Source organism: Amycolatopsis pretoriensis (assembly GCF_900107925.1).
Taxonomy (GTDB): domain Bacteria; phylum Actinomycetota; class Actinomycetes; order Mycobacteriales; family Pseudonocardiaceae; genus Amycolatopsis; species Amycolatopsis pretoriensis.
Genome location: NZ_FNUJ01000012.1, coordinates 49215 through 73899, shown reverse-complemented (window position 1 = coordinate 73899; position 24685 = coordinate 49215). Strand labels below are relative to the sequence as shown.

Annotated in this window: 25 protein-coding genes; 13 read left to right on the top strand and 12 right to left on the bottom strand. The window is 70.6% G+C overall.

The annotated features are described in order from the left end of the window. Positions 1 to 69 precede the first annotated feature (69 nt). Positions 70 to 525 (top strand): methylmalonyl-CoA epimerase, encoded by a 456-nt coding sequence (gene mce / locus BLV96_RS41110; RefSeq protein WP_086685278.1) that lies wholly within the window; start codon positions 70 to 72, stop codon positions 523 to 525. Positions 526 to 1098: 573 nt separating this feature from the next. Here mce and BLV96_RS41105 read toward each other — a convergent pair. Together BLV96_RS41105 and BLV96_RS41100 are read right to left on the bottom strand one after the other, a co-directional pair. Continuing rightward, positions 1099 to 1671: a TetR/AcrR family transcriptional regulator gene (locus BLV96_RS41105; protein WP_086675224.1), complete on the bottom strand. Its 573-nt coding sequence runs from the start codon at positions 1669 to 1671 to the stop codon at positions 1099 to 1101. Between the two features lie 17 nt (positions 1672 to 1688). Next, the gene (locus BLV96_RS41100) at positions 1689 to 2057 is read right to left on the bottom strand and encodes an SPW repeat domain-containing protein (RefSeq protein WP_143051104.1); all 369 of its coding nucleotides are present in this window, start codon (positions 2055 to 2057) and stop codon (positions 1689 to 1691) included. Positions 2058 to 2262: 205 nt separating this feature from the next. On the opposite strand from BLV96_RS41100, the gene ccrA reads away from it, so the two are divergent. The 4 genes from ccrA (at position 2263) to BLV96_RS41080 (ending at position 6574) form a co-directional block, all read left to right on the top strand. After that, positions 2263 to 3603, top strand: coding sequence for a crotonyl-CoA carboxylase/reductase (gene ccrA / locus BLV96_RS41095; protein ID WP_086675225.1), 1341 nt, complete (start codon positions 2263 to 2265; stop codon positions 3601 to 3603). Between the two features lie 168 nt (positions 3604 to 3771). Continuing rightward, entirely contained in the window at positions 3772 to 4950 is a 1179-nt protein-coding gene (locus tag BLV96_RS41090; protein WP_086675238.1) for a coiled-coil domain-containing protein, read from the top strand. A gap of 93 nt (positions 4951 to 5043) precedes the next feature. Next, a complete protein-coding gene (locus BLV96_RS41085; protein ID WP_086675226.1) occupies positions 5044 to 5496 on the top strand; it encodes a universal stress protein in 453 nt (150 codons plus the stop codon). A gap of 1 nt (position 5497) precedes the next feature. After that, positions 5498 to 6574, top strand: a complete 1077-nt coding sequence (locus BLV96_RS41080) for an adenylate/guanylate cyclase domain-containing protein (protein ID WP_086675227.1) — start codon at positions 5498 to 5500, stop codon at positions 6572 to 6574. Between the two features lie 147 nt (positions 6575 to 6721). On the opposite strand, the gene paaE is transcribed toward BLV96_RS41080, so the two are convergent. The 6 genes from paaE to paaZ form a co-directional block, all read right to left on the bottom strand. Continuing rightward, a complete protein-coding gene (paaE, locus tag BLV96_RS41075) occupies positions 6722 to 7771 on the bottom strand; it encodes a 1,2-phenylacetyl-CoA epoxidase subunit PaaE (protein ID WP_086675228.1) in 1050 nt (349 codons plus the stop codon). Between the two features lies 1 nt (position 7772). Then, positions 7773 to 8261, bottom strand: a complete 489-nt coding sequence (gene paaD, locus BLV96_RS41070; protein ID WP_086675229.1) for a 1,2-phenylacetyl-CoA epoxidase subunit PaaD — start codon at positions 8259 to 8261, stop codon at positions 7773 to 7775. Beyond that, positions 8255 to 9112, bottom strand: coding sequence for a 1,2-phenylacetyl-CoA epoxidase subunit PaaC (gene paaC / locus BLV96_RS41065; protein WP_086675230.1), 858 nt, complete (start codon positions 9110 to 9112; stop codon positions 8255 to 8257). The genes paaD and paaC overlap by 7 nt, the downstream gene beginning before the upstream one ends. Beyond that, positions 9109 to 9375, bottom strand: coding sequence for a 1,2-phenylacetyl-CoA epoxidase subunit PaaB (gene paaB, locus BLV96_RS41060; RefSeq protein WP_208608475.1), 267 nt, complete (start codon positions 9373 to 9375; stop codon positions 9109 to 9111). Before paaB ends, paaC begins: the two co-directional genes overlap by 4 nt. An 86-nt stretch (positions 9376 to 9461) precedes the next feature. Continuing rightward, on the bottom strand, positions 9462 to 10400 hold the full coding sequence (gene paaA / locus BLV96_RS41055; RefSeq protein ID WP_208608467.1) for a 1,2-phenylacetyl-CoA epoxidase subunit PaaA: 939 nt from the start codon (positions 10398 to 10400) through the stop codon (positions 9462 to 9464). Then, positions 10397 to 12427: a phenylacetic acid degradation bifunctional protein PaaZ gene (gene paaZ, locus BLV96_RS41050; RefSeq protein WP_086675232.1), complete on the bottom strand. Its 2031-nt coding sequence runs from the start codon at positions 12425 to 12427 to the stop codon at positions 10397 to 10399. Before paaZ ends, paaA begins: the two co-directional genes overlap by 4 nt. Positions 12428 to 12591: 164 nt before the next feature. On the opposite strand from paaZ, the gene paaI reads away from it, so the two are divergent. Genes paaI through BLV96_RS41035 form a run of 3 tightly spaced genes read left to right on the top strand, consistent with a single transcriptional unit; the run spans position 12592 to position 14872 of the window. Further along, positions 12592 to 13002: a hydroxyphenylacetyl-CoA thioesterase PaaI gene (gene paaI / locus BLV96_RS41045; RefSeq protein ID WP_086675240.1), complete on the top strand. Its 411-nt coding sequence runs from the start codon at positions 12592 to 12594 to the stop codon at positions 13000 to 13002. Positions 13003 to 13004: 2 nt separating this feature from the next. Next, positions 13005 to 14282: a phenylacetate--CoA ligase PaaK gene (paaK, locus tag BLV96_RS41040; protein WP_086675233.1), complete on the top strand. Its 1278-nt coding sequence runs from the start codon at positions 13005 to 13007 to the stop codon at positions 14280 to 14282. Next, on the top strand, positions 14279 to 14872 hold the full coding sequence (locus BLV96_RS41035; RefSeq protein ID WP_086675234.1) for a TetR/AcrR family transcriptional regulator: 594 nt from the start codon (positions 14279 to 14281) through the stop codon (positions 14870 to 14872). The genes paaK and BLV96_RS41035 overlap by 4 nt, the downstream gene beginning before the upstream one ends. Positions 14873 to 14880: 8 nt before the next feature. Here the strand turns inward: BLV96_RS41035 and BLV96_RS41030 are convergent, their stop codons facing one another. After that, positions 14881 to 15192 carry a hypothetical protein gene (locus BLV96_RS41030; protein WP_086675235.1) on the bottom strand — a complete coding sequence of 104 codons (312 nt, stop codon included), beginning with the start codon at positions 15190 to 15192 and terminating at the stop codon, positions 14881 to 14883. Between the two features lie 170 nt (positions 15193 to 15362). On the opposite strand from BLV96_RS41030, the gene BLV96_RS41025 reads away from it, so the two are divergent. Continuing rightward, positions 15363 to 16034: a TetR/AcrR family transcriptional regulator gene (locus BLV96_RS41025; RefSeq protein WP_086675236.1), complete on the top strand. Its 672-nt coding sequence runs from the start codon at positions 15363 to 15365 to the stop codon at positions 16032 to 16034. Here the strand turns inward: BLV96_RS41025 and BLV96_RS41020 are convergent. Further along, positions 15955 to 17010, bottom strand: coding sequence for an AraC family transcriptional regulator (locus BLV96_RS41020; protein WP_091390275.1), 1056 nt, complete (start codon positions 17008 to 17010; stop codon positions 15955 to 15957). The two genes, BLV96_RS41025 and BLV96_RS41020, sit on opposite strands and share 80 nt — an antisense overlap. 50 nt (positions 17011 to 17060) lie before the next feature. Between BLV96_RS41020 and BLV96_RS41015 the strand changes: the two genes are divergently transcribed. The 3 genes from BLV96_RS41015 (at position 17061) to BLV96_RS41005 (ending at position 21343) form a co-directional block, all read left to right on the top strand. Then, the gene (locus tag BLV96_RS41015; RefSeq protein ID WP_086677566.1) at positions 17061 to 18149 is read left to right on the top strand and encodes a winged helix DNA-binding domain-containing protein; all 1089 of its coding nucleotides are present in this window, start codon (positions 17061 to 17063) and stop codon (positions 18147 to 18149) included. Positions 18150 to 18224: 75 nt separating this feature from the next. Further along, complete coding sequence (locus BLV96_RS41010; protein ID WP_086677564.1) at positions 18225 to 19685, top strand: flavin-containing monooxygenase; 1461 nt, start codon at positions 18225 to 18227, stop codon at positions 19683 to 19685. Then, on the top strand, positions 19685 to 21343 hold the full coding sequence (locus BLV96_RS41005) for a GMC oxidoreductase (protein ID WP_086677562.1): 1659 nt from the start codon (positions 19685 to 19687) through the stop codon (positions 21341 to 21343). The genes BLV96_RS41010 and BLV96_RS41005 overlap by 1 nt, the downstream gene beginning before the upstream one ends. Here the strand turns inward: BLV96_RS41005 and BLV96_RS41000 are convergent. Further along, positions 21330 to 21842, bottom strand: coding sequence for a CGNR zinc finger domain-containing protein (locus BLV96_RS41000; protein WP_086677560.1), 513 nt, complete (start codon positions 21840 to 21842; stop codon positions 21330 to 21332). The genes BLV96_RS41005 and BLV96_RS41000 overlap by 14 nt on opposite strands. 67 nt (positions 21843 to 21909) lie before the next feature. On the opposite strand from BLV96_RS41000, the gene BLV96_RS40995 reads away from it, so the two are divergent. Next, positions 21910 to 23052 carry an epoxide hydrolase family protein gene (locus BLV96_RS40995; protein ID WP_086677572.1) on the top strand — a complete coding sequence of 381 codons (1143 nt, stop codon included), beginning with the start codon at positions 21910 to 21912 and terminating at the stop codon, positions 23050 to 23052. Between the two features lie 54 nt (positions 23053 to 23106). On the opposite strand, the gene BLV96_RS40990 is transcribed toward BLV96_RS40995, so the two are convergent. Then, complete coding sequence (locus BLV96_RS40990; protein WP_086677557.1) at positions 23107 to 24591, bottom strand: chitinase; 1485 nt, start codon at positions 24589 to 24591, stop codon at positions 23107 to 23109. Positions 24592 to 24685: the final 94 nt, after the last annotated feature.

The window sequence follows — 24685 nt, the reverse complement described above, 5'->3', positions numbered from 1 at the left end:
AGCCAGTGTGAGGCGGGGCACGCGACGATTCTGGGGGAACGCCGCGCGGGCGCCGCCTATCCTGCCCCCATGGATGACGCCCTGCGGCCGTTCGTGACGGCCATCGACCACGTCGGCATCGCGGTCCCGGACCTGGACGCGGCCATCGAGTTCCACCGCACCCACTTCGGCCTGGAAGTGGCGCACGAGGAGGTGAACGAAGAGCAGGGGGTGCGCGAGGCGATGCTGCGCGCGCCCGGCACGGCGGGCACGGAGACGCAGATCCAGCTGCTGGCCCCGCTGCGCGACGACTCGGCGATCGGCAAGTTCCTGGCCAAGAGCGGCCCGGGCCTGCAGCAGCTGGCGTACCGCGTGTCCGATGTGGACGCGGCGGCGGCCGCCCTGCGCGACCAGGGTCTGCGCCTGCTGTACGACGCGGCGAAGCGCGGCACGTCCAACAGCCGGGTGAACTTCGTCCACCCGAAGGACGCGGGCGGAGTACTGGTGGAGCTGGTGGAGCCGGCGAAGGACGGCGCCGCGCACTGAGGCGAACCCGTTCAGGCGCAACAACTCCGGCGCGGGCAAGGCGCACGCAGGTGACAACCAGGAGGCGGAGGGGGGTGGGCGGGGGGCGGGGCGGGGCGGGGCCAAGAAGCAAGCCGGCCGAAGCCCTCCCCAGCCGCGCGCGCCCCGCAAGTGCGAACCGCACTGCGTGCAACCGGCCGAGCGCCGCGCCCAGGGCGAGGCCGAACCACACCTGCCCCACTCCGCGCAGCGCGCTGAGCGCCGCGGCTCGGCGAGCCCGCACCACATCTGCCCCGCTCCGCCCAGCGCGCCGAGCACCGTGGCTCGGCGAGCCCGCACCACGTCTGCCCCGGTCCCACGCAGCCCGCCGAGCACCGTGCCCCGGCGAGCCCGCACCACGTCTGCCCCCTTCCCGCGCAGCCCGCCGAGCACCGCGCCCAGGGCGAGCCCGAACCACACCTGCCCCACTCCACACAGCCCCCCGAGCACCGTGGCTCGGCGAGCGCGCACCGCACCTGCCCGCTCCACGCAACCGGCCAGCGCCACGCCCCAGCGCCGAAGTCGTCCCCCGGCGCCGCGCGGGCCAGGACCGACCTAAGCCGGCGCGGTCTTCGCCGCCAGAGCGTCGGCGATGAACGTCAACTCGCCGTCGAACTCGGCGGGGAGGTCATCGTCCGAATGGCGGGCCGTCGCGTGCCGGTGGCTGACCGCGCGGGCCAGCAGGCCCGACGCGCGGTCGACGTCGGCCGGGGGCAGGACGCCGCCCGTTGCCGCCAGGATCACCGCGCGAACCTGGCGGACGAGCACCTGGAAGCGTTCGTGGAGGGCGTCGCGGACGACGTGGTGGGTGTCGGCTTCGCGCCACAGCAGGTGCGAGAGCCCGAGCGACCGGCTGAAGCGGTGGTCGAGTTCGCGGACGAGCCGCCGCAGGCTGCCCGCCAGGTCGCCCGGGACGACGACCACGGCCGGCTCGATGCGCTCGTCGGGCAGCCGCTCGACGAGCGCCGTGAGCAGGTCCGCCTTGTGCCGGAAGTAGTAGTGCACCAGCCCCTTCGGCACCCCGGCCTGCTCCGCGATGCGGGAAGTCGGGGTGGCGTCGAAGCCGGACTCGGCGAAGAGCGCCTCGGCGGCGCAGAGGATGCGCTCCTTCGCCGAATCCTCGGTCATGCGTGCCTCCTGCGGCTTCAGTGCTGGCCGGCGGTGCGGTGCGCGGCGTTCGCGACCGGCATGGCTGCCGCGCCGGCGATGACCGTCAGCACCCCGGCGATCCAGGACGTCCAGGAAGCGCCGTTGAACTCGGTGTAGCTCATCACCCACGGCGCGATGAACAGCAACACGCCGAGCGCGATCTGGATGCCTTCGCCGTAGACCATGCCCGGCCTCGCCAGCGAGACCAGGCCGTCGAGTGCGATCAAGGCACCCAGGACGACCATCGTCCACATCGCGGTCGTGTCCGTGCTCAGCCAAAGGGGTGAAAGAGCGGCGACCACCCCGATGACGACCTCGACCCAATCGTGCGGCCGGGCCCAGGCGCGCGTAGAGACTTCACTCATTCGTGCTCACCTCCGTCGGTGAAACTGCTGGTCGGGTGGGTGTTCCCACCGCCGATGATCCGCTTGACTGGCCAGCCGGTCAAGACTGATCGGTCACAGTTCGACGTGTAATCGTGCCCTCCGTCTCGTACAGTTGTGCCCGCGAGTTACCGGCGAGTAATTTCTGCCGCCAACGCCGTTGACCCCCATCTCCGCGGAGGAACCGATGACGCAGCTCGGCGAGATCCAGCAAGCCATCCTGAACGGCGATTCCGGCGCGGTCGGGTCCTTGCCCGTGCCCGAGAGCTACCGCGGGGTGACCGTCCACGCCGACGAGGTCGACATGTTCGAAGGCCTCGAAAGCCGGGACAAGGACCCCCGCAAGTCGCTGCACGTCGACGACGTCCCCGTCCCCGAACTGGGCCCGGGCGAGGCGCTGGTCGCCGTGATGGCCAGCGCCATCAACTACAACACCGTGTGGACCTCGATCTTCGAACCGATCCCCACCTTCAAGTTCCTCAAGAAGTACGGCAAGCTCTCGCCGCTGGCCAAGCGGCACGACCTGCCCTACCACGTCGTCGGCTCGGACCTCTCCGGCGTCGTGCTGCGCACCGGTGTCGGCGTGCACAACTGGAAGCCGGGCGACGAGGTCGTCGCGCACTGCCTCAACGTCGAGCTCGAAGGCCCGGACGGGCACAACGACACGATGCTCGACACCGAGCAGCGGATCTGGGGCTTCGAAACGAACTTCGGCGGCCTCGCCGAGGTCGCACTGGTCAAGGCCAACCAGCTGATGCCCAAACCCGACCACCTCACCTGGGAGGAGGCCGCCTCCCCCGGGCTGGTCAACTCCACCGCCTACCGCCAGCTCGTCTCGCGCAACGGCGCGGACATGAAGCAAGGTGACGTCGTCCTGATCTGGGGCGCCTCCGGCGGCCTCGGCTCCTACGCCACGCAGTACGCGCTCAACGGCGGCGCGATCCCCGTCTGCGTCGTCTCCAGCCCGGAGAAGGCCGCGATCTGCCGCAAGCTCGGCGCCGAACTGATCATCGACCGCAGCGCCGAGGACTACAAGTTCTGGAAGTCCGAGACCGAGCAAGACCCGAAGGAGTGGCAGCGCTTCGGCGCGAAGATCCGCGAGCTGACCGGCGGCGACGACCCGGACATCGTCTTCGAGCACCCGGGCCGCGAAACCTTCGGCGCGTCCGTCTACGCCGCGCGCAAGGGCGGCACGATCGTCACCTGCGCGTCCACCTCCGGGTACATGCACCAGTACGACAACCGCTACCTGTGGATGAACCTCAAGCGGATCATCGGCTCCCACTTCGCGAACTACCGCGAGTCCTGGGAGGCCAACCGGCTGATCGCCAAGGGCCTGATCCACCCGACGCTGTCGAAGACGTACTCGCTCGAAGAGACCGGGCAGGCCGCCCTCGACGTTCACCGCAACGCCCACCAGGGCAAGGTCGGCGTGCTCGCGCTCGCCCCGCAGGAAGGCCTCGGCGTCCGCGACGAAGAGAAGCGCGCGAAGCACATCGAGGGGATCAACGCCTTCCGCGGCGCCTGAGCCGACGGCCGGACCCCCGCGTCGAAAAGCGCCGGGGTCCGGCCCGATCGGGCCAGTTCCTCCCGCCGCACCACACGGCACGTTCGGCGCACCGCACGGGTGCTCACCCTTCCGTGACCCGGCTGCGACTACGGTGGGCCCATGAGCCTTGGCGATGAACGGGAGCTGGTGCCGCTGGGAGCCGGCTTCGACGTGGCGAAGCGCGGCTACAGCCGAGCGCAGGTCGACGAGCACCTCGAGCGGCTCGACGGCGACCTCAAGATGCTCACCGCCGATCGGGACGCGGCCATCGCGCAGGCCGGCGACCTGGCCCGGCAGCTGGAGATCGCGCGCGGCGAGATCGCGGACCTGCGCGGACAGGTCGACCGGCTCGCCCAGCCGCCGACGAGCGTCGAAGGCCTGTCCGAACGGTTGCAGCGCATGCTGCGCCTCGCGCAGGACGAGTCCGCCGACACGCGCGCTCGCGCCGAAGCCGAGGCCGGCCACATCCGAGCCAAGGCCGAGACGGACGCGAGCGCCATGCGCGCCCGCTACGAGCAGCTGCTCACCGAGCTCGACCTGCGCCGCAAGGAGATGGAGGCGGAGCACCGCAAGGTGCTCGAAGACGCCCGCGCGGAGGCCAAGAAGATCACCGACGAAGCCGACGCCGAGCGCAAGCGGCTCGACACCGAGTCGTCGGACCGCCGCACCAAGGTCGAAGAGGACTTCGAGATCGCGATGGCCTCGCGCCGCACCGAGGCGATGCGCGTGCTGGCCGAGCAGGAGGCCGCGAGCAAGGCCGAGGCCGCCCGCCGCGTCCAGGAGGCGACGCAGGACGCCGCCGACATCCGCGCGAAGGTCCTCGAAGAGGAGAAGGCCGCGAAGGCGGACATCGAACGCCGTCAGCGCGAGTCCGTCGCGGAGGCGAACAAGCGCCGTCAGGACTCGATCACCGAGGCGAACGCCCGGCTCGCGGAGGCCGCCGACGAGGCGCGGCGCCGCGTGACGACGGCGACCGAGGAGTCGAACCGGCGGATCACCCAGGCCAACGAGCGCGTCGACAGCCTGCGCAAGGTTCGCGGCGGGCTCGCCGAGCAGGTCCGCGCGGCGCGGGCGGTGCTGGCCGAGGCGCACACCGTCCTCGGCGACGAGGTCAAGGTCCCCGCGGACGTCACGGCCGACCTGAAGGCCGAGGACCTGAAGCCGGCCGACACGGGGAAGACGGCGCCGGTGGGCGACGTCGAGGAGACGATCCGGATCAAGGCGTCCGACGTCCCGAAGCCGAAGCAGGCCCCCAAACCGGCTCCCAAGCCCACGCCGAAGCCGGCTCCCCGGGCGAGCGGAGCGCAGAAAGCGACTGGCGAGTAACCTTCCACCCGACACGGGCGCGGACGAGCCTGCGCGGTCGCTGCCGACCGGTTATCGTCCCTGCTCACGCGGGATCACGTGGAGGTTTTGCGCATGGGTGCGGCATATCGGACCGTGGTGGTGGGCACGGACGGCTCGGAGTCCTCGTTCGCGGCGGTGGACCGCGCGGCGGCGGTGGCCGGCGACGCGGGCGCCACGCTCGTCATCGCGTGTGCGTTCTACCCGGCCAGCAAGTCCGACGTCGACAAGGCCCAGGACGTCCTCGGCGAGGAGGCGTACCAGGTCGTCGGCTCGGCGCCGGCCGAGGACACGCTGCAGTCGGCGCGCGACCGGGCGACCAAGGCCGGCGCGGAGAAGATCGACACGATCGCCGTGAAGGGCGACCCGGTCGACTCGCTGCGCAAGGTCGTGCACGAGCGCGAGGCCGACCTGCTGGTGGTCGGCAACCGCGGGCTGAACACGATCGCCGGCCGGATCCTGGGCTCGGTGCCGTCGGAGGTGGCGCGCAAGTCCGGCGTGGACGTGCTGATCGTCCACACGACCTGACGTGACGGATCCGAGCGAGGAGCTTCAGCAGCGGCTCGAACGCGTCCTGCTCGGCGGCAGGCGGAAGTACACCCGGCTCGAAGTGGCCGAGAAGGCCGGCGTGCCCGACGAACGGTCACGCCGGCTCTGGCGCGCGCTGGGGTTCGCGACGGTCCGCGACGACGAGGTCGTCTTCACCGACGCCGACGTCGAGGCGATGCGGACGGCCGACCAGCTGGTCCAGTCGGGCCTGATCGACCCGAGCATCGAGGTCTCGGTGACGCGCGCGCTCGGCCAGCACCTGTCGCGGCTGGCCGAGTGGCAGGTCGACATGCTGTGGGAGCTGATCCGCGAGCAGCCGGAGCTGGGCCGCAACGAGCGCCAGGTGGCGCGCTTGGTCGACCGGCTGCTGCCGGAGCTGGAGCGAGTCCAGAACTTCGTGTGGCGCCGCCACCTGGCGGCGTACGCGGGCCGGGCGTTCGCGGCCGCGGGTGACAACGTCGAGACGCGCACCGAAGTGGTCGGGTTCGTCGACATGGTGGGCTACACGCGCCTGACGCGCCAGATCGACGAGGAAGAGCTGAGCCGGGTCCTGGACGCGTTCGAGACGCTGGCGACGGAGGTGATCGCCGAGCACCACGGCCGCGTGGTGAAGATGATCGGCGACGAGGTCCTGTTCGTCGCGGACGCGGCGGTGGACGCGGCGGAGATAGCGTTGACGCTGACCGAGCGCACATCGGCGGACGAGAGCCTGCCGGCGGTCCGGGCGGGAATGGCATCGGGCCGCATCTTGGCCCGCTTCGGCGACGTGTACGGGTCGGTGGTCAACCTGGCGGCCCGCCTGACGTCGGTGGCCCGCCCGGGGACGATCCTGGTGGACCGGGAGCTGGCCGGGGAGCTGGCGGAGGAGAAGGCGTACGAGCTGCGGATGCGCCGGCCGGTGACGGTCCGGGGTTACAACCGGTTGCGCCCGGCGGCCCTGCGGCGGGCGAGTGAGGCGCCGAGCGGGATGTTCGCGAGTTCGCAGCAGCTGGCGGCGGAGATGCTGGGCCTCACCGAACCGGAAGAACCTCGCCGCCGACGGCGGCGAGGCCGCTAAGGGCCGACAGGGGCCGACGCGGCCCCCGCCACTCCCCAGGGGGCGTCCCCATGTCCATTCTATCGGCGGCCACCGACCGCCCCCGGCGGAAAGCCGGTGGCGGGCCTGGTTGTCCACAAGGCGACCGGCCTGTGGACAACCCCCGCCTCAGGCGTCGAAGTCGACCGTTATTTCCTCTGAGACCGGGTAGGACTGACATGTCAGTACGAACCCCGCCTCCACCTCCGACTCCTCCAACGCGAAGTTCCGGCGCAAGTCCACCTTGCCATCGGTGACCCGAGCCCGGCACGTCCCACACACCCCGCCCTTGCACGCGAACGGCAAGTCCGGGCGGAACTTCTGAGCCCCGTCCAGCACCGAAGACGAGCGAGGCAACGTCATCGTCGACGAACGGCCGTCCAGGACGACGCGGACCTCCGACGACTCCCCCGCCACCGATGGGTCGAGGTGCGTAACTGGCGCCGGGGGCGTGTCCACGTAGAACAGCTCCTGGTGGATTCGTGACCGCGGCACGGAAAGCGATGTCAACAGCTCCTGGGCGCCGGACACCATCTCGAACGGGCCGCACAGCCACCAATGGTCCACTGAGGACACCGGTACCAGCGACGAGAACAACGCACGCAGCTTCGGCACGTCCAAGCGCCCCGTGAACAGCTCTGCCTCGCGCGGCTCGCGCGACAGCACGTGGACCAGCTCCAAACGCGAAGGCGCGCGGTCCTTCAAATCCGCCAGCTCGTCCGCGAACATCACCGTGTCCGTGCGGCGGTTTCCGTACAAAACCGTAACCGTGGCTTCAGAAAAGGCCAGCAGCGACGACACGATCGACAGCACCGGCGTGATGCCCGAACCCGCTGCGATCAGCACGTGGTGACCACCCGCGGACAAGTCCGGCGTGAACGACCCCGTCGGCGTCGCCACCTCGATCGTGTCGCCCGGGCGGACCTCGTTCACCAGCCACGACGAGAACAACCCGTCCGGGACCAAGCGGACGCCCACCCGAGGGGCCGCTCCCGCCGGTGCGCAGATCGAATACGAGCGGCGCTCGTCGCGTCCTTCGATCGAGCGGCGCAACGTCAGCGACTGGCCCGGTTTGAACGCGAACTCGGACGCCAAGGACAAAGGCACGTCGAACGTCACCGCGACCGCGTCGTCGCACAAGCGCGTGACGCCCGCGACCTTCAGGGGATGGAACGCCACCTCAGATCTCCTTGACGTGTTCGAACGGCTCGAAGCACGAACGGCAGCGCCGCAGCGCCTTGCACGCCGTCGCACCGAAACGGGACTGCTCCTCCGTGTCGAAAGAGCCGCACAACGGACAAGAAACCCGCGAGACCGGCGCCGACAGCGTCAGCGGGATGGGACCCGACCGCCGCGGCGCCGCACCCGGGGGTGCGATGCCGGCTGCGGCCAACTTGAGACGTCCCGAGGGTGAGATCCAGTCCGACGTCCACGCCGGCGTCAGCTGCGTCCGGATTTCGACGTCCGCGTAACCCGCCGTCACCAGCGCGTGCTCCAGGTCGTCGCGCATGGTGTCCATTGCCGGGCAGCCCGTGTACGTCGGCGTGATCGCCACGATCACGCGGCCGTCCTGTTCGGACACCGAGCGCAGCACGCCCAGGTCGGCCAGCGTCAGCATCGGCAGCTCCGGATCGGTGACCGTGGCCGCGACCGCCGCCGCCGTCACCATTTCGCGTCCGGCATCGCGCGGGCGACACTCTGCAGCTCCGCCAGCAGGAACCCCATCTGTTCCGTGTGGACGCCGTCTCGGCCCGTGCGGCCCGAGACGCCGGCCAGCTCACCCGAAGACGGACGAGACAGCGCTGCCGCGGAAAGCGCCTGGTCCAGCACCGCGTCGAACTCCGGCCGCAGCGAGGCCGCGTCCACGAGTTCCAAAGCGTGCGTGCGGAACAGCTCGCCGACGTACGGCCAGACCGCGTCCAGTCCCTCCTGCATGCGCGAGTGCGACAACTCGGTCCCGTCGCCGAGGCGGACCAGCCACTGCGCCGCGTAGTCGCGGTGGTAGGTCACCTCCTTGACGCCCTTGTCCGCGATGGCCGCCAGCACCGGGTCCACAGAGGACACCAGCCGCTGCAGCAGCGCCAGCCGCCACGTCGAGAACACGAACAACCGCGCGATCAGGTGCCCGAAGTGCCCGCCGCCCAGCTCCGCGAGCCGGACGTTGCGGAACTCGTTCTCCACACGCGAGAACGCGAACGAGTCCTCCGAACGACCGGAACCGTCGGCCTTGCCAGCGCGCGCGAGCAGCAACCGCGCCTGGCCGAGCAGGTCGAGGGCGATGTTCGCGATCGCGACCTCGTCCTCCAGCTCGGGCGCGTTCGTGCACCACTCCTGCAGCCGGTGGGAGAAGATCAGCGCGTCGTCGCCCAGCATCAGGCAGTACGCGGCCAGCGCCGCACCATCCACACCGGACGGTACCGACGTGTCCACTCCGGACAGCGGGTCCTCGAAGCCGGTGCCGAACGCCCAGCGGGCGTCGTTCTCCTCGGTCAGCGACTCGTAGACGTTGTCGAAACTCATATGTGCGGCACCTCCTCGGGGATGTCGTAGAACGTCGGGTGCCGGTAGATCTTGTCGCCGCTCGGCGCGAAGAACGGGTCCTTCTCGTCCGGCGACGACGCCGTGATGTCCGACGCCCGCACGACCCAGATCGACACGCCCTCGTTGCGGCGCGTGTAGAGGTCACGCGCGTGGTGCAGCGCCATTTGGTCGTCGGCCGCGTGCAGCGATCCGACGTGCACGTGGTTCAGCCCGCGCTTGCCGCGGACGAACACCTCGTACAGCGGCCAGTCGTGCTTGACCGGGCCCGGCTCGGCGGGGACGCCCTCGAGCGGGACGGCGCCGTGGCCGCCTTCGGCAGTCAGGTCGCTCACTTGCGCTCCTCGTTCTTGGCGGCGTGCGCCACCGCGGCTTCGCGGACCCACGCGCCGTCGTCGTGCGCGCGGCGCCGGTGCGCGATGCGCGATGCGTTGCACGGGCCGTTGCCCTTCAGCACGTTCTTGAACTCGCCCCAGTCGACCGCGCCGAAGTCGTAGTGCTCGCGCGACGCGTTCCACTTCAAGTCGGGGTCCGGGAAGGTGACGCCCAGCGCCGCCGCCTGTGGCACCGACATGTCGACGAACCGCTGCCGCAGCTCGTCGTTGGTGTGCCGCTTGACCTTCCAGGCCATTGACTGCGCAGTGTTCGGCGAGTCGGCATCCGGCGGCCCGAACATCATCAGCGACGGCCACCACCAGCGGTTGACGGCCTCCTGGACCATGTCCCGCTGCTGCTGAGTCCCGCGCATCATCGTCATCAGCAGCTCGTAGCCCTGCCGCTGGTGGAACGACTCTTCCTTGCAGATCCGGATCATCGCCCGCGCGTACGGCCCGTACGACGACCGGCACAGCGGCACCTGGTTGCAGATCGCCGCGCCGTCGACCAGCCAGCCGATCACGCCGACGTCGGCGAAGGTCAGTGTCGGGTAGTTGAAGATCGACGAGTACTTCTGCTTGCCCGTGATCAGCTTGTCGGTCAGGTCCGCGCGGTCCGCGCCCAGTGTCGCCGCCGCCGAGTACAGGTAGAGGCCGTGGCCGGCTTCGTCCTGGACCTTCGCCAGCAGGATCGCCTTGCGCCGCAGTGACGGCGCACGTGTGATCCAGTTGCCCTCCGGTTGCATGCCGATGATCTCCGAGTGCGCGTGCTGCGCGATCTGCCGGATCATCGTCTTGCGGTAACCCTCGGGCACCCAGTCGCGCGGCTCGATGCGCTGGTCGCGCTCGATAGTGTGCTCGAAGTGTTCCTGACGCTGTGTCTCATCCAACGTCACGGCTGCTCCTTCGAAACCAGGGTCAGGACGTCGTACTTGGCGACGGACTCGCCCTCGGCGTTGGTGACGTCGGCGTCCCAGCGGACCTCGCCGTACTCCTGGTCGATCCGCGGGGTGATCTGCTTGGCGGTCAACGTCACCGTCAGCGAGTCACCGACCTTGACCGGGGTCAGGAACCGCAGGTTCTCCAGGCCGTAGTTGGCCAGCACCGGACCCGGCTCGGGCGAGACGAACAGGCCCGCCGCGAACGAGACGACCAGGTAGCCGTGCGCGACGATCCCGCCGAACAGCGGGTTCGCGGCCGCGGCCTCGGGGTCGGTGTGGGCGTAGAACGTGTCGCCGGTGAACTCGGCGAAGTGGTCGACGTCGGACTGCGAAACCGTGCGCGGCCCGGCGGTCACCGAGTCGCCGATGCGCAGCTCGGCCAGGGACTTCCGGAACGGGTGGACGTCGCCTTCGGCACGCGGCGCGCCGGTCACCCACCGGCCGGTGACCGCACTCAAAACAGCGGGCGAACCCTGGACCGCCGTGCGCTGCAGGTGGTGCAGCACGCCGCGGACGCCGCCCATCTCCTCGCCGCCGCCGGCGCGCCCGGGGCCGCCGTGGACCAGCTGCGGCATCGGCGAGCCGTGGCCGGTGGACTCCTTCGCGTCCTCGGCGTCCAGGACGAGCAGACGGCCGTGGAACGGCGCCGCGCCCAGGACGACGTCGCGGACGAACTCCTTATCGGCACTGACCACGGACCCGGCGAGGCTGCCGCCGCCGCGCGCGGCGAAGTCGACGACCTGTTCGGTGGACGTGTAGGGCATCAGCGTCGAGACCGGGCCGAACGCCTCGACCTCGTGCGGCTCGGTGCGCTCGGGGTCGGCCTTGAGCAGCACCGGGGAGATGAACGCGCCGCGCTCGGCGTCGGCGTCGACCACGTCGACCTGCTCGGGGTCGCCGAAGACGACACTGCCGGCGTCCAGCAGCGCCTTGAGCGACCGCCGGACCTCCTCGCGCTGCTCCAGGCTGGCCAGCGCGCCCATCCGGACGCCTTCGGCCGCCGGGTTGCCGACCGTCACCTTCGCGAGCCGCGCGGAAGCGGCCGCGGCGACGTCGTCCAGCAGCGCGGCCGGGACGAACGCGCGGCGGATGGCGGTGCACTTCTGGCCCGCCTTCACTGTCATTTCAGTGGTCAGCTGCTTGACGAACAGGTCGAACTCGGTGGTCCCCGGCACCGCGTCCGGGCCGAGGATCGAGCAGTTCAGCGAGTCGGCCTCGGCGTTGAAGCGGACGGCGTTGCGGATGATCGCCGGGTGCGCGCGCAGCTTCTGCGCCGTCGACGCCGAGCCGGTGAAGGACACCAGGTCCTGCGCGGTCACGTGGTCGAGGAGGTCGCCGACGCTGCCGGCGACGAACTGCAGCGAGCCCTCGGGCAGGATCCCGGACTCGACGATCAGCTCGACCAGCCGCGCGGTCAGGTAGGCCGTCGAGCTGGCCGGCTTGACCAGGCTCGGGACCCCGGCCAGGAACGCCGGCGCGAACTTCTCCAGCGGACCCCACACCGGGAAGTTGAACGCGTTGATCTGGACGGCGACACCGCGCAGCGGGGTAGCGATGTGCTGGGCGACGAACGTGCCCCCGCGCGACAGCGGCTCGACGTTGCCTTCGACGTAGACGGTGTCGTTCGGCAGCTCGCGCTTGCCCTTCGAGGCGTAGCTGAACAGGACGCCGATGCCGCCGTCGATGTCGAACTTCGAGTCACCCAGCGTCGCACCGGTGCGCGCGGAGAGTGCGTACAGCTCCTCACGGTGTTCGCGCAGGTGCGAGGCCAGGGCCTTCAGCAGCGCCGCGCGCTGGTGGAACGTCAGCTCGCGCAGCGCCGGGCCGCCGACCCGGCGGCCGTACTCCAGCGCTCCCGCGAAGTCGACGCCCTTCGACGAGATGCGGGCGACCTCCTCACCGGTGGCCGCGTCGTGCAGCGGGACGCCCTCGTCCGCCGCCGTGTGCCAGCTCCCGGAGACGTAGCTGCGCAGCAGTGCCATCAGGTCCCTCTCGCCGAATTACCTACCGGACGTTCAGTTAATCGCATGGTAGCCGCCGGACCCGAAGATCGGAAGGGGCGACGCTTGACACGGCCCCGAGCGCTGCCTTTACTGAGCGACACCGCCAGGTGACCGTCCATTCGGTCAGTCCGTTCGGAGGCTCGATGACCAACGCCGCGCACACCATGTTCGCCGCCGACGAGGCGTCGCGCGCGCTGGGCATCGAGCTGGCGGAGGCGAGCGACGGCCGGGCCGTCGCGACCATGACGATCACCAGCGCGATGGTCAACGGCCACGACATCGCGCACGGCGGGTACGTCTTCCTGCTCGCCGACACCGCGTTCGCCTGCGCCTGCAACACCCACGGGCCGGTGACGGTCGCCGCGGGCGCCGAAATCTCCTTCGTCGCGGCCGGCCGGCTCGGCGACCACCTGGTCGCCACGGCCACCGAGCGCACCCGCTACGGCCGCAACGGCATCTACGACGTCACCGTGCACCGGGAGACCCCCGGCGGCCCCGAGGTCGTCGCCGAATTCCGCGGCCGCAGCCGCGCCATCTCCGCGAAACGGGACTGACCATGATCGAGGCGAACATCGGCGCGGACGAGCTGGCCGCCCGCCAGCTGGAACGTCTGCAGTGGACGCTCCGGCACGCGTACGCGAACGTGCCCGCCTACACGCGCAAGTTCGACGACGCCGGCGTCCACCCGGACGACTGCAAGGAGCTCGCCGACCTGGCGAAGTTCCCCTTCACGACCAAGCAGGACCTGCGCGAGAACTACCCGTTCGGGATGTTCGCCGTGCCGCAGGACCAGGTGCGCCGCATCCACGCCTCCAGCGGCACGACCGGCAAGGCCACCGTCGTCGGGTACACCGAGCGGGACATCGACACGTGGGCGACGGTGATGGCCCGGTCGATCCACGCGGCGGGCGGGCGGCCGGGGCACAAGGTGCACGTCGCCTACGGGTACGGCCTGTTCACCGGCGGGCTCGGCGCGCACTACGGCGCCGAGAAGCTGGGCTGCACGGTCATCCCCGCGTCCGGCGGCATGACCGCGCGGCAGGTCCAGCTGATCACGGACTTCAAGCCCGAGATCATCATGGTCACGCCGTCGTACATGCTGACGCTGCTCGACGAGTTCGAGCGCCAGGGCGTCGACCCGAAGGCCAGTTCGCTCAAGGTCGGCATCTTCGGCGCCGAGCCGTGGACCGAGCAAATGCGCGCCGAGATCGAGGAGCGGTTCGCGCTCGACGCCGTCGACATCTACGGGCTGTCGGAGGTGATGGGGCCGGGCGTCGCGCAGGAGTGCGTCGAGACGAAGGACGGCCTGCACATCTGGGAGGACCACTTCTACCCCGAGGTGATCGACCCGTACTCCGAGGAGGTGCTGGGGTCCGGCGAGACCGGTGAGCTGCTGTTCACGTCGCTGACGAAGGAGGCGCTGCCGATCATCCGCTACCGCACCCGCGACCTGACGGCGTTGCGCCCGGGCACCGCGCGGCCGGCGTTCCGGCGGATGGACAAGGTCACCGGCCGCACCGACGACCTGATCATCCTGCGCGGGGTCAACGTCTTCCCGACGCAGATCGAGGAGATCGTGCTGCGGACGCCGGCGTTGAGCCCGCACTTCCAGCTCGTCCGGTCGACGCGCGGGCGGCTCGACCACCTGACCGTGCGGGTGGAGGCGCGTCACGACGCTTCTTCCGCCGCTCGTGAGGAGGCCATCGCCACGCTGGTCAGCGGCGTCAAGGACGGTGTCGGCGTGACGGTGTCGGTGGAGGTCGTCGAGCCGGACACGCTGGAGCGGTCCATGGGCAAGATGCGCCGGATCATCGACCAGCGGGAGCGGCCGTGACGGCCCCGCGCCGCGGCCGCCCGGGCTACGACCTGGAATCGCTGCTGCAGGTGGCGGTGAAGCTGTTCAACGAGCGCGGCTACGACGGCACGAGCATGGAGGACCTCTCCCGCAAGCTCGGCATCACGAAGTCCGCGATCTACCACCACGTGCCCAGCAAGGAAGAACTGCTGCGGCTGTCGGTGGACCGGGCACTGGACGGGTTGTTCGAGGTCGCCGCGTCGACCGACCAGCTGGACGGGCGCGCGATCGACCGGCTCGAGCACCTGGTGCGCGGCAGTGTGCTGGTACTGGCCGACCGGTTGCCGTTCGTGACGCTGCTGCTGCGCGTGCGCGGCAACACGAAGGTGGAACGGGCGGCGCTGGCCCGCCGGCGTGAGTTCGACCGGCTGGTGACGGACCTGGTGAAGCAGGCGGAGGCGGAGGGCGACATCCGGCCGGACGTCGACCCGTCGGTGACCGCGCGGCTGATCTTCGGCATGGTGAACTCGCTGATCGAGTGGTACAAGCCCAGGCGCGGTTCGGCGGCGACCGAGGTGGCGGACGCGGTGTGCAAAGTGGCCTTCGAGGGGCTGCGCACGACCTCGTGAGTGACCGGTCAGTCGTCGGCCACCTGGGGCGGTCGCCCCGCTTGCCAAAGCAAGGCGTCGCGCAACTGTCCGATCAACCGCTCGTCGTCCGCTTCGGACGGGTCCACGCCCAGCGGGATCCAGCGCTCGGAAACCTTCGACCCTTCGTCGTAACCCGTGATCACGATTCCGGAGTACGACAGCGATCCCTCGTCCGCGCAGTCGCCGTCCGGGAGGGGCTCGTCCGGCTCGAAGCCCTCGTCGAAGCTGACGTGGCGATGCTGCAGGCGGACGCTCACCCAGCGTCCGGCCGGCCGGATCGGCGCGTCTTCTTCGGTCATCTGCTCCTGCCCCGGTCGCGGGTCCCTGCCGTCTCGTCGCATCCGGACGCCGGGGAGTTACCGGCGGGTTGTTCCGGTTGCGTAACGACGGCGCCGCACGCGAAACAGACCTTTTGACAAAGGGTCAACTACTTGTTGACAGCGTGCCGATCCCCGGCGAGGCTGAGCGGATGACCAGTGGGACCCGGCCGCGGCGCCGCCGCCTCGAACCGGCCGAACGGCGGGCGGAGATCCTCGCCGCCGCGCGGCACCTGTTCGGCGCCGGCAGCTACGCGTCGGTGTCCACTTCGGACATCGCCGAGGCTGCCGGGGTCGCGCGCCCGCTCATCAACCACTACTTCGGCGGCAAGCGCGAGCTGTACCTGGAAGTGGTGCGGCAGCTGATGATCGTGCCGGCACCGGTCACCGAAGCGCTGCCGGACACCACGATGGAGGACCGGCTGACGATCGGCGTCGAACGCTGGATCGACGTCGTGGACCGCAACCGCGACGCCTGGCTGACCGTCATCGGCCCGGAGTCGGCGGGCCGCGACCCCGAGATCGAGCGGATCATGCTGGAGGCCGACGAGGTCGCCGCCGACCGCGTCCTGGAAGCCGCGCTGATGACCGACGTCACCGAAGGCCGCGACGAGCTGCGCGCGATGATCCGCTCGTTCGGCGGCATGTTGCGGGCCGCGTCGCGCGAGTGGCTGATCCGCGGCACGCTCGACCGCGCGGCGCTGCGCACCTTTCTCACCGATTCGATCCTCAACCTGCTGAAGCTCACCTACCCGGCGGTGCTTGCCGAGCGGCCCGGAACCGCCGGGCGAACGCCGCCGGGGTCATCCCGGTCCAGCGCTTGAACGCGTAGATGAAGCTCGACGCCTCCGCGTACCCGAGCCGGTACGCGACGTCCTCGACGGACAGGACGCCGGTGTCGAGCAGCTCCTCGGCCAGCGTCTGGCGGACCTCGTCGACCAGTGCGCGGTAACTCGTGCCCGCTTCGGTCAGCCGGCGCCGCAGTGTGCGGGTACTGAGCGTCAACTGGCGGGCGATCTCGTCCATGCCCGCGTCGACGCCGCCGAGCCGGACCAGGCGCTCCCGGACCTGCTGCGAGATGCCCGACCGCCGGCGTTTGCGCGCGACGAGCGCTTCGCACTGCGCGGCGCACAGGGCGACGGTCTGGTCGTTGGCCTGCGGCAGCGGGAGGGCCAGCAGCGCCGGGTCGAGCGTCGCGCGGCAGGCGTCGGCGCCGAACCGCGGCAGCAGGCCGAACGCCCGCTCGTAGCCGTCCACTGTGGACGGCTCGTGCCGGAAGCTCAGGTCCTCCAGGGTGATCTCCGGCAGCAGGTCGTGCATGACCGAGAAGATCGCGGCCAGGTCGCGCAGCACGAGGAACCGGGCGACGTCGGCGGGCACGCGGCTGTCGTCGAGCTCCAGCGTCAGGCGGTCGCTCTCCAGCTCGACGTGCGGGATGCAGAACGCGAAGCTGAGGTCGAAGTAGCGCAGGGAGAACAGCATCGCGTCGCGCAGCGTCGGGCTGCTGATGCAGGCGAACCCGAAGATGCCGAACGTGCTGACGCGGTAGCGGCGCCCGAGCTCCAGCGCCGTCGCGTCGGAGCCGTCCAGTTCGGCCAGCGCGCGGACGACGGCCAGCTCCTGACGTGCGTCCACCTGCACCGACGGGTCGGCGAGCAGTTCCGCGGAGAGCGTCGTCGCGGCCAGGAGCTTCTCCGCGGGCAGGCCGCGGTCGGCGGCGAACCGGGTCATCAGCTCGATGCTGGCGGTGCCGCGCGGGAAGTCCCAGTCCCCCACAGCGGGCGCGGCGAGCTCGGCCATGGCGGGATTATGGACCCGGAACTGTCGGTGCCGCTCGCTAGGGTGGCGCGGTGACCACGACGGTGAGCCGACGGGCCCTCAACCGGGCGACGCTGGAGCGTCAGCTGCTGCTGCGCCGCGCGAAGATGTCCGCGTTCGACGCCGTCGAACACCTCGCGGGCCTGCAGGCGCAAGCGCCGTTCCCGCCGTACTACGCGCTGTGGGCGCGGCTGCACGGCTTCCGCCCCCAGGAACTGGCGGAGCTGCTGGAGAGCCGGCGGGTGGTCCGGATCGCGCTGATGCGTGGCACGGTCCACCTGGTGACGGCGGCGGACGCCCTGGCGTGGCGGCCGGTGGTGCAGGTGCTGTACGACCGCGACCTCAGGACGAACACCTTGCACGCGAAGGCGCTGGCCGGCCTGGACCACGATGTCGTCGCCGGCGCGGCGCGGGACCTCCTGGCCGGGGCCCCGCTGGCCGGGACCGCACTGGGCGCCGAGCTGGCGCGGCACTGGCCGGAGGTCCCCACGGCGTCGCTCACCCACCTGGCCAGGGGCCGGCTGCCGCTGGTCCAGACGCCGCCGCGCGCGATCTGGGGCAAGGCAGGACAGACGACGTACGCGTGCCTCGACGAGTGGGTCGGTGAGCCGCTTCCGCCGCCTTCGCCCGCTTCGCTGATCGCGCGGTACCTGCGTGCGTTCGGGCCGGCGACCGTCGCGGACGTGCAGGCGTGGGCGGGTATCACCCGGCTGGGCGAGATCGCGGCGGAAATGGACCTCCGGCGGTATCGCGACGACGACGGCCGCGAGCTGCTGGACCTGCCGGAGCTTTCCGTGCCGGACGAGGACGTCCCGGCACCGCCGCGGCTCCTGGGCCCGTTCGACCAGACGATCCTGTCGTACGCGAACCGCACCCGGGTGATCTCCGACGCGTACCGCAAGCGGGTGATCACGCAGAACGGCCTGGTGAAGGGCTTGCTCCTGGTCGGCGGGTACGTCCGCGGCTTCTGGGAGCGCAAGGCCGCGGTGCTGGAGCTGTCGCCGTTCGAGAAGCTGCCGAAGCGGGACCTGGGGGCGTTGGAGAGCGCGGCCGGACAGCTCGTGGCCTGGGCGGAGCCCGCCGCCGAGACACGGGAGGTGCGGATCCTGGCCGTTACGTGAGGCTGGCCGGAATTCTCGATCGGGTGACCGTTCGTGGCCTGTTGTCACAGGCTCCCGCTGCGTAGCTTTTTCTCCATGAGTAGTTCGGCGAAGGGGCCGTCGGTGCTGATCGTGGGCACCGGGTTCGGCGGCATCGGGACGGCGGTCGAGCTCAAGCGCGCCGGGTTCACCGACTTCACGATCCTGGAGAGCGCGGCCGAGCCCGGCGGCGTCTGGCGGGACAACACCTACCCCGGCGCCGCGTGCGACATCCCGTCGCCGCTGTACTCGTACTCCTTCGAACCGAACCCGCGCTGGCCGAAGCGGTTCTCCTACCAGCCCGACATCCTGGCCTACCTGCGCCGCGTCATCGCCAAGTACGGCCTCGAGCCGCACATCCGGTACCGCACCGAGGTCACCGGGGCCGCGTTCGACGCCGGACGCGGCGTCTGGCGCGTCGAAACCACGGGCGAAACGTACGAAGCAAACGTTTTCGTCCCGGCCGTCGGCCAGCTGTCCCGGCCGGTGCTGCCGGACCTCCCGAACCGCGAGAGCTTCGCCGGCGACGCCTTCCACTCCGCGCGCTGGGACCACGGCGTCGAGCTGACCGGCAAGCGCGTGGCGGTGATCGGGACCGGCGCCAGCGCCGTCCAGTTCGTGCCCGAGCTGCGCAAGCACGCGAAGCACGTCACCGTCTTCCAACGCACGCCGCCGTACGTCATGGCGAAGTCCGACCCGAGCTACCGGCGCTGGCAGCACTGGCTGTTCGAGCACCTGCCGCCCACGCAGCTGCTCGGCCGGCTGCGGATCTTCCTGCTCGCCGAGTACGCGACGTACGCGATGACCAAGCACCCCATGCTGGCGAAGATGTTCGAGCTGCGGACCGCGCAGCTGCGGCGCCGCCACATCAAGGACCCCGAGCTGCGGGCGAAGCTGAAGCCGGCCTATCCCCTGGGCTGCAAGCGGATCCTGTTCACCAACGAGTACCTGCCCGCGCTGGCGCAGCCGAACGTCGACGTCGAGACGCGGCGGATCTCGTCGATCACCCCGCGCGGCGTGCTCGTCGAGGACGGGACTGAGCTCGAGGCGGACGTCGTGGTGTACGGCACCGGGTTCGCCGCGACGGAGTTCCTCGGCCGGATGAAGGTGACCGGGCTCGACGGCCGGTCGCTGCGGGACGAGTGGGCCGGCGGCGCGCGGGCGTACCTGGGCATGGCCGTGCCCGGCTTCCCGAACATGTTCTGCGTCTACGGGCCCAACACCAACCTCGGCGCCGGGTCCATCATCTACATGATCGAGCGCCAGGCGCGCTACATCCGCCAGGCGGTGGAGCAGCTTTCCCGGCCGGGTGTGTCCTATGTGGACGTCCGAGCGGACGTCGAAGAACGCTACGACCGCGAGGTTCAGAAGCGGCTGGGCCACAGCGTCTGGAGCGCGTGCACCAGCTGGTACCGCCAGGCCGACGGCCGGGTGACGACCAACTGGCCGGGCCTGGTCACCGAGTACGACCGCCGGACCCGGCGGCTCGAGGTGGCCGATTACCGGGTGGTGGCGTGATGGACTACGACGTCCTGGTGATCGGGTCCGGGTTCGGCGGCAGCGTCACGGCGTTGCGGCTGACCGAGAAGGGCTACCGCGTCGGCGTGCTGGAGACCGGCCGCCGGTTCGCCGACGACGAGTTCGCCAAGACGTCGTGGCGGCTGCGGAAGTACCTGTGGGCGCCGGCGCTGCGCTGCTTCGGCATCCAGCGGCTCACGCTGCTGAAGAACACGTTCGTGATGAGCGGCTCCGGCGTCGGCGGCGGTTCGCTGGTGTACGCGAACACGTTGTACGAGCCGCCGGACAAGTTCTACGAAGACCCGCAGTGGGCGCACATCACGGACTGGAAGGACGAGCTGGCGCCGTACTACGACCAGGCGAAGCGGATGCTGGGCGTGGTCGAGAACCCGGCGACGACGGCCGCCGACCGGGTGCTCCGGGACGTCGCCGCGGACATGGGCATCGGGCACACCTACCGCCGCACGCCGGTCGGCGTCTACTTCGGACAGTCCGGGGTGGACCCGTTCTTCGGCGGCGCCGGTCCCCTGCGCTCCTCCTGCACGCTGTGCGGCGAGTGCATGACCGGGTGCCGGGTCGGGGCGAAGAACACGACCGTCAAGAACTACCTGTACCTGGCCGAGCAGGCGGGCGCGGTGGTTCATCCCTTGACCACCGCCGTTTCCGTCCGGCCGATCGACGGCGGGTACGCGGTCGGCACGCGGCGAACCGGCGGTGTTTCCCGCCGGACGTTCACCGCGTCGCAGGTCGTCTTCTCGGCGGCGGCTCTGGGGACGCAGCGGTTGCTGCACCGGATGCGCGACACGGGGACGTTGCCCGCGTTGTCGCCTCGGCTGGGGCTCCTGGCCCGGACGAACTCCGAAGCCGTGCTGGCGGCGCGGTCGCTGCGGTCGGATACGGACTACTCGCGCGGGGTCGCGATCACGTCATCGATCCACCCGGACGACGTCACGCACGTGGAGCCGGTGCGGTACGGGCGCGGCAGCAACGTGATGGGCTTGATGGCGACGGTGCTGGTGGACGGCGAACCGGGCCGCCGCCGGTGGGTACTGGGGTTGCGCGAGCTGTGGCGTTCCCGCAAGAACCTGCTGCGGATCCACAACCCGCGCCGGTGGTCGGAGCGGATGATCGGGCTGCTGGTGATGCAAACGCTCGACAACTCCGTGACGACGTACACGAAACGCGGGCTGTTCGGCCGCCGGATGACGACCCGCCAGGGAGCGGGACAGCCGTCACCATCGTGGATCCCACCGGGCCACGAGGTGACCCGCCGGGTGGCCGAGAAGATCGGCGGGCTCCCGCAGGGGGCCTGGACGGACATGGCGAACATCCCCATCACCGGCCACTTCATCGGCGGCTGCGCGATCGGCGACTCCCCCGACACCGGCGTCGTCGATCCCTACCAGCGGCTGTACGGGTACCCGGGCCTGCACGTCGTCGACGGCTCGGCGATCTCGGCGAACCTGGGCGTGAACCCGTCGCTGACGATCACCGCGCAGGCCGAGCGGGCGATGGCGTTCTGGCCGAATCACGGTGAGCCGGATCCGCGCCCCGACCTGGGCTCCGCTTACCGGCGGGTGGCGGCGGTGGCGCCGAAGAACCCGGCCGTGCCTTCGGAGGCGCCGGGCGCGCTGCGGCTTCCGATCACGCCGGTGTAGCCGGACGGCGGCGGTAGGCGCGCGTCTTCGCCCGGTTGCCGCACGTCTCCATCCCGCACCAGCGGCCGCCGCCGTTGCGGGACGTGTCGTGGAAGGCCCACCGGCAGTCCTCCGCCGCGCACAGCTTCAGCCGGTGGAAGCCGCCGCCGGCCACGCTCACCGCCACCGCCTCGACGATCGCGTCGAGGCCCGGCACGCCGCTGTCCGCGGCGACGCGCAAGCGGCCGTCCGGGTCCGGCGCCAGCCGCAGCGGGAAATCGCCGAGAGCTTCGCCGCCCCCGCCGCCGAGCGTCTCCCGCAGCGCGGCGCGCAGGGCGCGCGCGGCGGCCAAGCCGGCCTCGCCCCCATGCCCGGGAAAACCGTGGTCCGCGAGCCAGCTCGCCAGCTCGTCGACCGAAGTCAGGTGGTCGGCGGGCACGTGCTGCTTGCCGTGCTTGCGGAAGCTCCGCTCGTCGAGCGTGTTGAGGAACTGCTCGACCAAGGTCAGATCGCCCACCATGACACCACTGTAACTCGATACCGGTGTTGACGAATTGCGACACCGGCTATACGTTTCAGTGGTGTCGATGACTGAGCACCCCACCGCCGAGCGGTTCAGCCCGCAGACCCCTCCGGCGACGATCGAAGACCTGCGAGCACGACTGCGGGCCACGCGCTGGCCGGAGTCCCCCGAGGACGCCGGCTGGTCGCTCGGCACCGACGTCGCCTACCTCCGCGAGCTGGTCACCTACTGGGCCGAGGAGTTCGACTGGGCGGCGCAGGAGGCCGCGCTGAACCGGCTCCCCCGCTTCCGCACTTCGGTGGGAGGGCACGGGATCCATTACGTGCACGCGAAGGCGCCGTCCGGGATCGCGCTGCCGCTGGTCCTCGCGCACGGCTGGCCGGACTCGTTCTGGCGCTATTCGAAGGTGATCCCGCTCTTGACCGACCCCGGCGCGCACGGCGCCGACCCCGCCGACGCGTTCGACATCGTCGTGCCGGACATGCCGGGCTTCGGGTACTCCGGCCACGCGGCCGTCGACTCGGTCGCCGTCGCCGGGCTGTGGGCCGAGCTGATGAGCACGCTCGGCTACGAGCGGTTCGGCGCGGCGGGCGGGGACATCGGCAGCCACGTCGGCCGCTTCCTCGCGCTCGACCACCCCGAGCGGGTGGTGGCGCTGCACCGGACGGACGCGGTCGCACCGGTGTTCACCGGCGACCCGGCGGACCTCACGCCGGAAGAACGCGACTGGCTGGCCGCGTGGCCGGCCTGGCGCGCGACCGAAGGGGCCTATGCGGCGATGCACAGCACGAAGCCGCAGACCGCCGCCTTCGGGCTGACCGACTCGCCGGTCGGGCTGGCCGCGTGGATCGTCGAGAAGATGCGGGCGTGGAGCGACTGCGGCGGTGACGTCGAGCGGAGCTTCACGAAGGACGAGATCCTCACCAATGTGACGCTCTACTGGCTCACCGGGACGATCGGCTCGTCGATGCGGATGTACCACGCGAACGCCGGGATCCCACCGGCGCGCAGAGCCGAGCGCGTCGAGGTGCCGTCCGGCTTTTCGCTGTTCCCCGGCGACATCCTGCCGCCGCCGCGGGCCTGGCTCGAGCGGGCGGCGAACGTCGCGCGGGTCACCGAACCCGAGCGGGGTGGGCACTTCGCGCCGTTCGAGGAGCCCGAGCTGTACGCGGCGGAGCTGCGCGAGTTCTTCCGCCCTTACCGCTGAACGTGAAGAGGCCCTCCCGGCCGCGCCTCCGGGAGGGCCTACTTCAGCGCACGGTCACGGCAGGCCCGCGAGACCCGCCGAAACCGTATTGGCGAACGCGTACCCGTTCGACGCGTCCCAGTTGATCGACCACGTCATCGCGCCGCGGATCGACGGGTACGTCGCCGACGGCTTGAAGCTGCCGCACGACGTCCCCTTCGCCAGGCAGTTCAGCGCCGACACCGTGTTCGACGGCGCCTGGTAGCCGCCGCCCGCCGCCTGCGAGGACGCCGGGAGGCCCAGGCCCACCTGGTCCGCGCGCAGGCCGCCCTGGAGCTGGATGCACGCCAGCGCGGTCAGGAAGTCGACCGTGCCCTGGGAGTAGACGTTGCCGTTGCAGCCCAGCATCGAGCCGGAGTTGTAGTACTGCATGTTGACGACCGTCAGGATGTCCTTGATGCCCAGCGCCAGCTGGAAGTAGCCACCCTGCGTCGACTGCATGTCGATCGTCTGCGGCGCCATCGTGATGACCTTGCCGCCGCCGTTGTAGATGCTGCGCAGCGCCTGGCCCATGTACGTGGCGTTGATGCCGTTCTCGAGGTCGATGTCGACGCCGTCGAACCCGTAGTTGGAGATCAGTGACTTGACACTGTTCGCGAAGTTGTTCGCCGAGTTCGAGTCGCTGACACTGATCGTGCCGTTCTGGCCGCCGACCGAGATGATGACCTTCTGGCCGCGCGCCTGGACCGTCCGGACGTCCGCCTTGAACTGCGCGTCCGTGTAGCCACCGAGCTGCGAGGACAGGCCGGAGTCGAGCGTGAAGCTCACCGCGCCCGGCGTGCCCGTGGCGTCGGCGAACGACACCGCGATGATGTTGTACTTCGTCGGCACGTCGGCCAGCTTCAGTGCCTTGGCGCCGTTGTAGAAGTTCTGCCAGTAACCGGTCAGCACGTGCTTCGGCAGGTCACCCTGGGTGGGCGGCGGCGTGGTCGTCGTCGGCGGAGTGGTGGTGGTCGGGGGCGTCGTCGGGGTGGTCGGCGTGGTCGGCGTCGTCGGCGTCGTCGGCGGCGGGGTGCCCGGGCCGTCGAGGCTGACGTCGTCGGCGTAGTACGTCGGCTGGCCGTACCAGCCGTGCAGGTACACCGTCAGCGACGTGCTCGAGCCGGTCGTGAAGCTCAGCGACAGCTGCTGGTAGCCGCTCGCGCCCGGCGTCCACGTGCTGGTCGTCGCCGAGCCGGAAACGCCCAGGTAGACGTAGCTGCCCTGGACCCACGCCGACAGCTTGTACGCCGTGTTCGCCGAGACGGTGAGCGTCTGCGAGCACTGCGCGTTGTCCGACGACGTCGGCGTCGCGCTCAGCGCGCGGCTGCCGCTGTGCACCGGCGTGCTCACCGCGGTCGGGGTGGCGGTGCACGTCCAGCCCGAGGTGCCGGACTCGAAGCCCGGGTTGGCCAGGATGTTCGCCGCGGCGGCGTTGCCGGCGAGGACGAACGTCACGCCGAGACTGAGCGCGACCACGGAAAGTAGGGAAAGCAGGGCTAGCCGGACCTTGGGGACCACGGGCGACCTCCACGACGGTGGTGAGGCAGGTCACCACAAAATGGACTAGACCAATCTGATTGTCAAGGAGCCCCATCCGAAAGTCGGGGTGGCG

What these genes read in the sequence shown, in the direction of transcription:
- mce (WP_086685278.1), top strand. Translation starts at nt 70, where the DNA reads ATGGATGACGCCCTGCGGCCGTTCGTGACGGCCATCGACCACGTCGGC.
- BLV96_RS41025 (WP_086675236.1), top strand. Translation starts at nt 15,363, where the DNA reads ATGACCAGTGGGACCCGGCCGCGGCGCCGCCGCCTCGAACCGGCCGAA.
- paaD (WP_086675229.1), bottom strand. Translation starts at nt 8,261, where the DNA reads ATGGTGACGGCGGCGGCGGTCGCGGCCACGGTCACCGATCCGGAGCTG.
- BLV96_RS41005 (WP_086677562.1), top strand. Translation starts at nt 19,685, where the DNA reads ATGGACTACGACGTCCTGGTGATCGGGTCCGGGTTCGGCGGCAGCGTC.
- BLV96_RS41020 (WP_091390275.1), bottom strand. Translation starts at nt 17,010, where the DNA reads ATGGCCGAGCTCGCCGCGCCCGCTGTGGGGGACTGGGACTTCCCGCGC.
- paaZ (WP_086675232.1), bottom strand. Translation starts at nt 12,427, where the DNA reads ATGGCACTGCTGCGCAGCTACGTCTCCGGGAGCTGGCACACGGCGGCG.
- paaC (WP_086675230.1), bottom strand. Translation starts at nt 9,112, where the DNA reads ATGAGTTTCGACAACGTCTACGAGTCGCTGACCGAGGAGAACGACGCC.
- BLV96_RS41010 (WP_086677564.1), top strand. Translation starts at nt 18,225, where the DNA reads ATGAGTAGTTCGGCGAAGGGGCCGTCGGTGCTGATCGTGGGCACCGGG.
- paaI (WP_086675240.1), top strand. Translation starts at nt 12,592, where the DNA reads ATGACCAACGCCGCGCACACCATGTTCGCCGCCGACGAGGCGTCGCGC.
- BLV96_RS41000 (WP_086677560.1), bottom strand. Translation starts at nt 21,842, where the DNA reads ATGGTGGGCGATCTGACCTTGGTCGAGCAGTTCCTCAACACGCTCGAC.
- paaK (WP_086675233.1), top strand. Translation starts at nt 13,005, where the DNA reads ATGATCGAGGCGAACATCGGCGCGGACGAGCTGGCCGCCCGCCAGCTG.
- BLV96_RS41030 (WP_086675235.1), bottom strand. Translation starts at nt 15,192, where the DNA reads ATGACCGAAGAAGACGCGCCGATCCGGCCGGCCGGACGCTGGGTGAGC.
- BLV96_RS41085 (WP_086675226.1), top strand. Translation starts at nt 5,044, where the DNA reads ATGGGTGCGGCATATCGGACCGTGGTGGTGGGCACGGACGGCTCGGAG.
- BLV96_RS41105 (WP_086675224.1), bottom strand. Translation starts at nt 1,671, where the DNA reads ATGACCGAGGATTCGGCGAAGGAGCGCATCCTCTGCGCCGCCGAGGCG.
- BLV96_RS40995 (WP_086677572.1), top strand. Translation starts at nt 21,910, where the DNA reads ATGACTGAGCACCCCACCGCCGAGCGGTTCAGCCCGCAGACCCCTCCG.
- BLV96_RS41100 (WP_143051104.1), bottom strand. Translation starts at nt 2,057, where the DNA reads ATGAGTGAAGTCTCTACGCGCGCCTGGGCCCGGCCGCACGATTGGGTC.
- ccrA (WP_086675225.1), top strand. Translation starts at nt 2,263, where the DNA reads ATGACGCAGCTCGGCGAGATCCAGCAAGCCATCCTGAACGGCGATTCC.